Consider the following 8,446-nt stretch of genomic DNA (forward strand, 5'->3'; position numbering starts at 1 on the left):
TGCCTCCCTCATTTTTTAGCCCTGATACTACGTGGACTGGAACTCAAATTCTCTTAAGTGAACAGCATTGCCCGCATCGGCAGGGGCTGGGGTCGGGAGATGGCAGAGTTCCGGGCCAGGAGGCCCGGCACCGGGATCAGGCGAAGCAGGTCCAGATGGGGGCGTGATCGGAGGGTTTCTCGATGCCGCGCAGCTCGTAGTCGATGCCGGTCTCGGTCACTTTGTCCTTGAGGGCATTGGACGCCATGATGAGGTCGATGCGCAGGCCACGGTTCTCGTCAAAGCCCCTGGAGCGGTAGTCAAACCAGGAGAAACGCTCGCACTCGGTGGGGTTGGCGGCGCGGAAGGTGTCGGTCAGGCCGAACCCCTTGAGCCGCTCCATCCACTCACGCTCGATGGGCAGGAAGGAGCACTTGCCATCCCGCAGCCAGCGCTTGCGATTCGCCTCGCCGATGCCGATGTCGAGATCCGTGGGGGAGATGTTCATATCCCCGATCAGCGCTATCTGGTCGTCCGGGCTGTGGTGGGTCTCAAGGTAGTGCTGCAGGTCCTCGTAGAACTTCTGCTTGGCCGGGAACTTGGTCTCGTGATCCTGGCTCTCCCCTTGGGGGAAGTAGCCGTTCATCACCTTGATGAGGGAGCCGTCTTCCCGTTTGAAACTGGCCATGATCATGCGGCGCTGGGCATCCTCGGGATCGGTGGGGAACCCCTTCTGCACGTCGATGGGCGCCTGCTTGCTCATGATGGCGACCCCGTAGTGACCCTTCTGGCCGTGGAAGACCACGTGATAGCCCATGGCCTCCACGTCCGCGACCGGGAAGGCCTCGTCGTGGACCTTGATCTCCTGCAGGCCGATCACATCGGGCTGGTGCTTGTCGATGATGGCTTGCAACTGATGAAGACGGGCGCGCAGGCCATTGATATTGAAAGAGATGATCTTCATGTCAGGGATGCTCATGTCGTTTTTATTAGTCGCTATTGGACTAGGAATCCGGTCTGGATGCAAGTTCAGGTGCCGGGCTATCGGTAACCTGTTCACGAGCTGTCGCGAGAGGCTGTCAGCAAGGTGAAGCGCAGCGCAGGAACCGGAGCGTATAGATATACGTGAGGATTCCGAGCAGCACATGAGCCTTGATCACGGCCTCGCAGCAAGATCGTGGGCAGCTTGTCAGCGGGTCATCTTCTTGACGAACACCACCACGAACAGCGCCAGCGTGAAGCTGCCGGTGAAGGCCTCGAAGGCGGCGAAGATCCGCGACAGGCCGACCGGGGTGAAGTCGCCGTAGCCGAGAGTGGTGAAGGTCACCACGCTGTAGTAGAGGCATTCCAGCAGGAAGGTGGCGTTCTCTTCGAGGGTCGCCTCCGGGCGGTAGATGAGGTGGTTGCCCGCGAAGTTGAGGCCGCAGAAGAAGTAGAAGATGCTGCAGATGAAGATGAGCAGCAGGGAGAAGAGCACCACCCGCATGGGGGCCTCGCCGTAGCCGCAGAAGAGATCCACTATCCAGGAGGCGAAGCGGTGATAGGACCAGAACGGCATCTGCAGGCGGCGCATGGTGAGCTCCTGCTGGATGTAACGGCCGGACATGGTGAAGATCCCCTGGGCCTCCGAGGCCTTGCGCAGATCCCGATAGGTCTCTTCCGCCTCCTTGAACCAGACGCGGGCCTGCACCGGGTCTCGTTCGCTTCGCCCCTTCCTGTCCTGCATCAGGCGCCTGCCGGTATCCAGGTTGTCGAGCCGGGTGTTCTTCCAGCGGATGCCGAGCAGGTTGACGTCGTGCAACTCGGCGCAGTGCAGGTTGGCGTCACTGACATCGGCCTTCATCAGGCTGCCGCCCTTGATGCGAATACCGTAGAGGTGCGCGCCGCGCAGGTTGGCGCGATAGAGGTTGCACTGCTCCAGCAGGAACCCCTGTGGCCCCTCTCTGTTCACCAGGTTGAGACCGGCGAGATCGGCGCGGGCCAGTTGCAGACCGTGGCACAGGCCCCCCTGGCGCACATAGCGCTCCAGCGCCGCGGCGGTGTCCGGGGATGAGTGAGAGGCATGAGGGTCGTGCCAGTGGCACAGGTCGTGATCCCCCGCCTCTTCGCTGCAGTGGCGGCCATCGGCCACCAGGTATCGGCACATTGCCATGGTGTTGCCCCTCCCTTCCCTGAGTCAGTATCAGCATAGGTGAGGGGAGGAGGGGGGATATCAGCTGTGCTGATGATATTCCTGGCGCAGCTTGCGAAAACGTTCCTGCTGGGCGGGGTTGAGGGGGATGCCCTCCAGCACCTCCAGGGTCTCCTTGCACTCGGTGCCAAACTCCGGGCTCTTGCGGTTCTTCTGCATGAGTTGCAGCAGCACCTGGATCTTGTTGAGGGCGGCGCCGGTATTGGCGGGCGCCCGGCGCAGGGCCTCGCGAAAGTGGCCGAGGGCCTGCTCCAGCTCCCCGGCCTGATAGGCCTTGATGCCCAGATCGTTGAGCTGCTGATAGCGCTGGCGCCGCTCCTGCACCGTCTTGTCATCCCGGGTCACCTGGATGCAGGTGGTGAGCAGCCGATCCTCATCCTCCGCCAGCAGGGATTGCAGGCTCTCGGCGTACTCGAACTCCCCGAGCTGATAGAGGGCGAGTATGGTCTCGCCAAGGAGGGCCGGAGGCATGGTGGCGGGCTCGTCCAGCCAGTTCTGGTTGGCGCGATAGAGCATCTTCTTGCCCTTTAGCAGCTCCCCCAGGGCGATGCGCACCCGGGCCTGGCAGATCTGCTCGAACACCGGGTAGTTGAACTCCGACATCATCAGGGAGTCGCGGATGCGCGACAGGGCGGAGTTCACCTGCTTTTGCAGGTTGGCGATGTGGTAGCCGTCGTTGCTGTTGAGGGCATAGAGGGTAAGGGTCTGGATATAGGCCCCGAGATAATGCGGCGTGCGGTGGATCGAGTTGCGCGACAAATCGATGAGGGCGAGCAGCACGTCCTTGGCCTGGGCGTAGTCGTGCCGTTGCAGGCACACTTCCGCCAGACGGCGGGAGAGCTGCACCGATTGGAGAGAGATGTCCACCGCCCGGCGCAGCTCCTGCTGGGCCTGCTCGTCATTGCCCAGCGCCAGCAGGGACTCCGCGAGCCAGAGGTAAGCCTCCACCATCAGGGGGGTGTGTTTCAGGGTGGCTTGCAGGTGGCTTACCGCCTCCTCGTGCAGACCCAGGGTATGGCACGCCTTGCCCAGGGTGAGGCGAGCCCAGCTGTTCTCCTGCCCCGCCAGCAGCTGGCGCATCAGGCTGCGGGCCTCCTTGGCCTGGCCCAGCTTGAGCTGGGTGTCGGCCTGCAGGCAGCGGCAGAAGTTGGCAAAGCGTGGCACCGCGTCCGCCTGTTTGGCACAGGCCTCCACCAGGGCGGGCAGATCGTCCCGGGTGAGGGCGCTGAAGACGCTCTCCAGTGCCTGGCGACGGGCGAGGGCGCGTTTGAGGCGAAACGAGAACTGCTCCTGGGAGAAGGGCTTCATCAGGTATTCGTCGGGCTTGGCTTCCAGCGCGCTCAGCACCATGGCGCGGGAGCCGTCGCTGCTGACCATGATCACCACGCTTTGGGGCGGAATGAGTTGCTGATCCCGCAGGCTTTCCAGCAACTGGCGGCCGTTCTCGCCCGCCCCCAGCTCATAGTCGAGCAGATAGATGTCGAAGCTCTCTTTCTGGCAGCGGCGGCGCGCCTCGTCGGCGGAGTTGGTGTAGGTGATGCGGTTGATGCCGATGTTGATCAGCATCGCCTTCATCATCATCTGGAAGGAACGCTGTTCGTTGACCAGCAGGATGCGCTTGGGCTTGGGCTGGGGTTTTTTCTCGGGTACGGAGTCCGGTGTCTGCATCTGTCTGGCATCAAGGCGCTACGGGCTGGTGGGAGAAGTGTGCCACCAAAGTCCGCAGGCAGGCAATTGCACATGGGGAGGCCTCCCGGTTTTTCCCGCAGACCTTGGGTGAAAAAAAGGGTGTCTTGCCTTTGATCCCGGTCAAGGGAAGGCGAGTTGGCACTGGCAGGCGCTGTCCCGGTTTTTAGACTTGAAGAGCGTCAGCATGCGGGAGGCAACAGAGGGCAGGGTGCCCGTCTGCTCCCTTGCCCGCTCACAAGGAGGGATCAGATGAGTTTGCTACCGAGTCGCACCAGCCTGTTTGATGACCTGTTCCACGACATGGCCTCCGGCTTCTACATCCGCCCCCTGCACGGGGACCCGTTGCCCAGCCAGATCAAGCTGGATCTGCGGGAGAGCGGGGATGACTACCTGCTGCAGGCGGAATTGCCCGGGGTGGCGAAGGAGGACATCCACGTGGACGTGCACGGCAAGCTGGTGACCCTGAAGGCGGAGATCCGCCAGTTTGACAGCCAGAACAAGGATGAACGGGCCCTGCGCAGCGAGCGCTATTATGGCAGCGTGTCGCGCAGCGTCGAGCTGCCGGTGGAGGTGTCGCCAGAGCAGGTGAGCGCCCGCTTTGACAACGGCATCCTCACCCTGCGCCTGCCCAAGCAGGCGGCCAGCCCCGCGCCCCACCGCATCCCCATCGAATAGGCGGTCAGTGAACGAGGCCCCGCACTGCGGGGCCTCGTCATTCAGGGCTGCTTGCGCACCAGATAGGGGGCAAACTCGGGGGTGTGGCTGGCGGCAAAGCCCGTGGCGGTCTTCTCGATGAGATAGACCGCCAGCTTGTGCTCCCTGGCAAAGGCCATCGCCCACTCGGGGCCCATCACCATGAGGGCGGTGTCGAGGGCATCGGCCTCCAGGGCCGTGGGGGTGATGACGGTGGCGGAGACCAGCTTGTGGGTCACGGGCTCGCCGGTGGTGGGATCGATGATGTGGGAGTAGCGCTTGCCGTCGAGCTCGTAATAGTTGCGATAGCTGCCAGCGGTGCTCACCGCCATGCCGTTCGGGGTCACCACATCCTCGATGGCGCCCGGTCTGTCCGAGGGCTCGACGATGGCCACCCGCCAGGGATTGCCCTTGTCGTTGTGCCCCTTGCTGCGCACCGCCCCCGCCACCTCGATGAGGTAGTTGTGGACCCCTTTTTGCTCCAGCAGCCCGGCTATCTCGTCGGAGGCCGCACCCTCGCCCAGGGTGGAGAGATCCAGATAGAGATCTGGGATGGCCTTGCCGAGCAGGAAGTGATCCCCCTCGGGGGTCAGGGTGAGCTTGTCGATGCCGACCCGCTCCCGCGCCTTGGCGATCTGCTCTGCGCCGGGCCGCCTGACCGGGCGCTTGTCCGGCCCGAATCCCCACAGATTGACCAGGGGGCCCACGGTGACATCGAGAACCCCCCGGGTGAGGTGCCCGGCGTCAATGCCCTGTTGCACAATCTTCGCCATGGTGGCCGGGATGACCTGGGGGGGCAGCCCCGTTCCCTGATTGAAGCGGGAGATGAGGGAGCCCGGATCATAGGTGGAGATCTCCTTGTTCAGGCGTGCCAGCAGCGCCTCCACCTCCTGTTGCAGTGCTCCCTGTCCGCCGGGGAAGGGGTCGCTCAGGGTCACCGCATAATAGGTGCCCATGGTGTTGCCCTGGATGCGGGTCTGGGTCGGGGCCGGCTGGCAGGCGCCAAGCAGCAGGATCAGGGAGAGCAGCAGGGTGCGCGCCAGCGCAGGCGCAAAGGGGAACTTCATCTCTCATTCTCGCGGGAGTCATCGACGGGGGAGCAGCTTAGCCAACGGCTGCGGTGTTGGCGAGTGGCCGTGGGCGGGAAGGCCGCAAATAATTAAGCGGGACGGGGATGTGAGCAACCCGCTTTGGGCCCGGGGTCGGGAGAAAAGAAGTGACCGGGCCCTCAGGCTGGCCCAAAAGCGGTCGTCCTTCGGTGACATTTGAATATAATGAAGATCGATCCTGACAGCATCTTTGCGGGTCGCGCCCACGGGGGCGAGATGCCTGTGCTGTCATCCTTCGTCAATCAAAGGAGAACGTGATGAAAAAGGTGTTAACCCTGCTGCTTCTTGGCTCCCTCGCCACCCCGGTCCTGGCCGACGAGTGCGCACTGGTGATCGAAGGCAATGACGCCATGCAGTTCAACCAGACGGCGATGAGCGTGCCGGCCACCTGCAAGGAGGTGACGGTGACCCTCAATCACACGGGCAAACTGCCGGTGGCCAACATGGGCCACAACTGGGTGCTGGCCAACACCGCCGACTATCAGGCCATCGCCACCGCCGGCATGAGCGCCGGGGTCGATCACGACTACCTGCCCAAGGATGACCCCAGGATCCTGGCCCACACCAAGCTGGTGGGGGGCGGCGAGAGCACCAGCGTTACCTTCAAGACCGACGGCCTGGCGGGCAAGGATCTCACCTTCTTCTGCTCCTTCCCGGGCCACTTCGCCCTGATGAAGGGCAGCTTCAAGGTGGGGTAGTGCCAAGGACCGTGTCGCCGCCAGTACAAGCAAAAGCCGGGAAGGTCCCGGCTTTTTTGTCTTCGCTTGCGCTGCGTCGCGGTGCTTTCATGATCTGGTCTGGGGTGGCAAGGGGATGAGCGGCGTAGAATAGGCCGCAAATGGGCCAGTGGCCCGCCTACGCCCCTTCGGAAAAGAGAGCATGAATGCAGTGAAATGGATGCTTGGCTGTTGCCTGATGCTGCTGTGTGCCATCGCGCTGGCCGCCGAGCCCCCGGTGAAGAAGAGCCGGAGCGGCATCTGTCACCCCAAGGGCGGCACCTACTACAGCCGCACCAGGCACTATACCCCCTATGACACCATGCAGGCCTGCCTCGACAGCGGGGGCCGTGCCCCCCGGCGTTAAACGGCGGCTTGCTTGGGCTGCAGGGTAAAGAAGGCGAGGGTGGTCTTCTTGCCGCACTCGAAGCGGATGTTCTCCTCCCCCTGCACCACCAGGGTCTCGCCCGGTGCGACCTGCTGTCCCTGCACGGTGAGCTGGCCCTCCAGCAGGTGGCAGAGGTAGCACTTGTCCGCCTCCAGGGTGAGGCTGAGGGGGAAGGGCAGGTTCAGCACCCGCACGTTGGCGCTGATGCGCGCCGGGTGGTAGATGAGCCCGAGATCCGTCACCTCTTTTTTCAGCAGCTCGCAGCGGGTCTCGTTATCCCCGCTGAAGTGGGCCGCCTCGAAGGTGGCGTAGGGGTGGCCGTTGAGCACGAAACCGGCACCGCTGACGGGCAGCAGGATGCGCTGGTAGCCGGGAAAGCGGGAGAAACTCCCCGCTTCCTTGATGGGGGCCGAGCTCAGCCGATAGTCAAAGTCGAGCTTGTCCAGGGTCGAACCAGGGGGGGAGATCAGGATCTGGGCCGTGGTGCCCTGCCTGTTCTTCCAGGGCATTTTCAACTGGTCGGACTCTTTAATCAGGGTGATCACGATGGCGCCTCGGCGGGAAGGGGAGAGTGGGGCCAGTGATACCATCTCCGGGAGTGGCTCACAAGGCGCCGCCAGCACAGGCCGCGCTGGTTGGCCACAAATCAGGCAGCGGATCCCCTGACGCTGACCCTAATCGGTCGACTCAAGCCCTTTTTCTATCTTGTCCAGCAGTTGCTGCAACTGCGCTATCTCCGCCGGCGTCAGCAGGGAACACAGCCGTTCGTCGAGCCGTGCGGCCTCCTGCTCCCCCTGGTTGACCCGCTCGCAGGCCAGCGGGGTCAAGGCCAGACAGATGCTGCGTCTGTCAGTGGGATGGGGCCGCTTCTCGATGAGCCCCTGTTTCTCCATCTCCTGCAGCAGGCGCGTCACCTGCGCCTTGTCGCGGCCAGACCGCTGTGCGATTAGCTGCGGCGTGGCGGGATCCAGCGCATGGATCAGTTGCAGCACCTTGTAATGGAGGGGGCTAAGGGCGATCTGCTGTGCCCGGAAATGCTGCGTCATGGCGATTTTGTACTGATCGAGGATCCGGAAGAGGCGGTTTGACAACCTCATGGTTGATAAAGTCAACTTAAAAGGGTTTAATTGATTTTATCAACCATATGGGCAAAAGCCCAGCCCGAGAGGAGATGAAAGATGCCACACACTTATCGTGTACAGGTCCAGGCGCTGGACCGCGAGGTGCCCCCGTTGCAGTTCGACTGCCAGAATCACGACGACATCTTTGCCATCCTGGCGCTCAGCAAGGGGAAGCTGGCCATGTCGGAGCAGGAACATCAGGCGTTTATCGTCGGGTTGAAGCTGTTTGGCGAAGTCATGATGCAGCATCGCAAAGAGGAGCTGTTCAAGGGGTTTCTCCCCCATTTCAAGCAATTCATGGGGCAACTGAAACGCACCGCCAGGGGAGAGGAGGCCGTGGTCGCCCCTTCCGAGTGACCCTGCCCTGACCCCAAGGGCGAGCGCTCCCGCCATCATGCCTGATGCAAAGGAAACCCCGAGGTTGTGATCCCGGTGCTGTCAAAGCGGCGGCGGCCCGCTACACTGGCAGCTCGTTTCACGGAGGACCCATCTTAAATGCGAAAGGGGACTCCCTCCGACGTAGGTGGGAGGGGAATTTCGCCGGGGCGTCAGCCCCGCTG

10 protein-coding genes are annotated in these 8,446 nt (G+C 62.9%); 4 read left to right on the forward strand and 6 right to left on the reverse strand.

The features are described 5' to 3' along the window. Positions 1–136: 136 nt before the first annotated feature. The 3 genes from xthA to OKC30_RS18495 form a co-directional block, all read right to left on the reverse strand. Positions 137–943, reverse strand: a complete 807-nt coding sequence (gene xthA, locus OKC30_RS18485; protein WP_041205378.1) for an exodeoxyribonuclease III — start codon at positions 941–943, stop codon at positions 137–139. A gap of 225 nt (positions 944–1,168) precedes the next feature. Continuing rightward, entirely contained in the window at positions 1,169–2,131 is a 963-nt protein-coding gene (locus OKC30_RS18490) for an ion channel (protein WP_041205379.1), read from the reverse strand. A gap of 60 nt (positions 2,132–2,191) precedes the next feature. Then, complete coding sequence (locus tag OKC30_RS18495) at positions 2,192–3,838, reverse strand: tetratricopeptide repeat-containing response regulator (RefSeq protein ID WP_270809741.1); 1,647 nt, start codon at positions 3,836–3,838, stop codon at positions 2,192–2,194. A 270-nt stretch (positions 3,839–4,108) separates the two neighbouring features. On the opposite strand from OKC30_RS18495, the gene OKC30_RS18500 reads away from it, so the two are divergent. Continuing rightward, positions 4,109–4,534 (forward strand): Hsp20/alpha crystallin family protein, encoded by a 426-nt coding sequence (locus OKC30_RS18500; protein WP_039039212.1) that lies wholly within the window; start codon positions 4,109–4,111, stop codon positions 4,532–4,534. Positions 4,535–4,575: 41 nt separating this feature from the next. On the opposite strand, the gene OKC30_RS18505 is transcribed toward OKC30_RS18500, so the two are convergent. After that, positions 4,576–5,619: an FAD:protein FMN transferase gene (locus OKC30_RS18505; protein WP_270809223.1), complete on the reverse strand. Its 1,044-nt coding sequence runs from the start codon at positions 5,617–5,619 to the stop codon at positions 4,576–4,578. Between the two features lie 299 nt (positions 5,620–5,918). Here OKC30_RS18505 and azu point away from each other — a divergent pair, with 299 nt between their 5' ends. Beyond that, the gene (gene azu / locus OKC30_RS18510) at positions 5,919–6,359 is read left to right on the forward strand and encodes an azurin (RefSeq protein ID WP_043155526.1); all 441 of its coding nucleotides are present in this window, start codon (positions 5,919–5,921) and stop codon (positions 6,357–6,359) included. 181 nt (positions 6,360–6,540) lie between these two features. Beyond that, positions 6,541–6,744, forward strand: a complete 204-nt coding sequence (locus OKC30_RS18515) for a hypothetical protein (protein WP_039039209.1) — start codon at positions 6,541–6,543, stop codon at positions 6,742–6,744. On the opposite strand, the gene OKC30_RS18520 is transcribed toward OKC30_RS18515, so the two are convergent. Next, entirely contained in the window at positions 6,741–7,310 is a 570-nt protein-coding gene (locus tag OKC30_RS18520) for a HutD family protein (protein ID WP_052815265.1), read from the reverse strand. The two genes, OKC30_RS18515 and OKC30_RS18520, sit on opposite strands and share 4 nt — an antisense overlap. Before the next feature lie 129 nt (positions 7,311–7,439). Beyond that, positions 7,440–7,811 (reverse strand): MarR family winged helix-turn-helix transcriptional regulator, encoded by a 372-nt coding sequence (locus OKC30_RS18525; RefSeq protein WP_270668005.1) that lies wholly within the window; start codon positions 7,809–7,811, stop codon positions 7,440–7,442. A 132-nt stretch (positions 7,812–7,943) separates the two neighbouring features. On the opposite strand from OKC30_RS18525, the gene OKC30_RS18530 reads away from it, so the two are divergent. Then, positions 7,944–8,243 carry a DUF3861 domain-containing protein gene (locus tag OKC30_RS18530; RefSeq protein ID WP_042014216.1) on the forward strand — a complete coding sequence of 100 codons (300 nt, stop codon included), beginning with the start codon at positions 7,944–7,946 and terminating at the stop codon, positions 8,241–8,243. Positions 8,244–8,446: the final 203 nt, after the last annotated feature.

Origin of the sequence: Aeromonas sp. QDB18, assembly GCF_027705325.1 — a bacterium.
Classification (GTDB): Bacteria; Pseudomonadota; Gammaproteobacteria; order Enterobacterales; family Aeromonadaceae; genus Aeromonas; species Aeromonas caviae.

Excerpts from the sequence above, each read along its gene's own strand:
- OKC30_RS18530 (WP_042014216.1), top strand. The coding sequence starts at position 7,944 with ATGCCACACACTTATCGTGTACAGGTCCAGGCGCTGGACCGCGAGGTG.
- azu (WP_043155526.1), top strand. The coding sequence starts at position 5,919 with ATGAAAAAGGTGTTAACCCTGCTGCTTCTTGGCTCCCTCGCCACCCCG.
- OKC30_RS18505 (WP_270809223.1), bottom strand. The coding sequence starts at position 5,619 with ATGAAGTTCCCCTTTGCGCCTGCGCTGGCGCGCACCCTGCTGCTCTCC.
- OKC30_RS18495 (WP_270809741.1), bottom strand. The coding sequence starts at position 3,838 with ATGCAGACACCGGACTCCGTACCCGAGAAAAAACCCCAGCCCAAGCCC.
- xthA (WP_041205378.1), bottom strand. The coding sequence starts at position 943 with ATGAAGATCATCTCTTTCAATATCAATGGCCTGCGCGCCCGTCTTCAT.
- OKC30_RS18515 (WP_039039209.1), top strand. The coding sequence starts at position 6,541 with ATGAATGCAGTGAAATGGATGCTTGGCTGTTGCCTGATGCTGCTGTGT.
- OKC30_RS18525 (WP_270668005.1), bottom strand. The coding sequence starts at position 7,811 with ATGACGCAGCATTTCCGGGCACAGCAGATCGCCCTTAGCCCCCTCCAT.
- OKC30_RS18490 (WP_041205379.1), bottom strand. The coding sequence starts at position 2,131 with ATGGCAATGTGCCGATACCTGGTGGCCGATGGCCGCCACTGCAGCGAA.
- OKC30_RS18500 (WP_039039212.1), top strand. The coding sequence starts at position 4,109 with ATGAGTTTGCTACCGAGTCGCACCAGCCTGTTTGATGACCTGTTCCAC.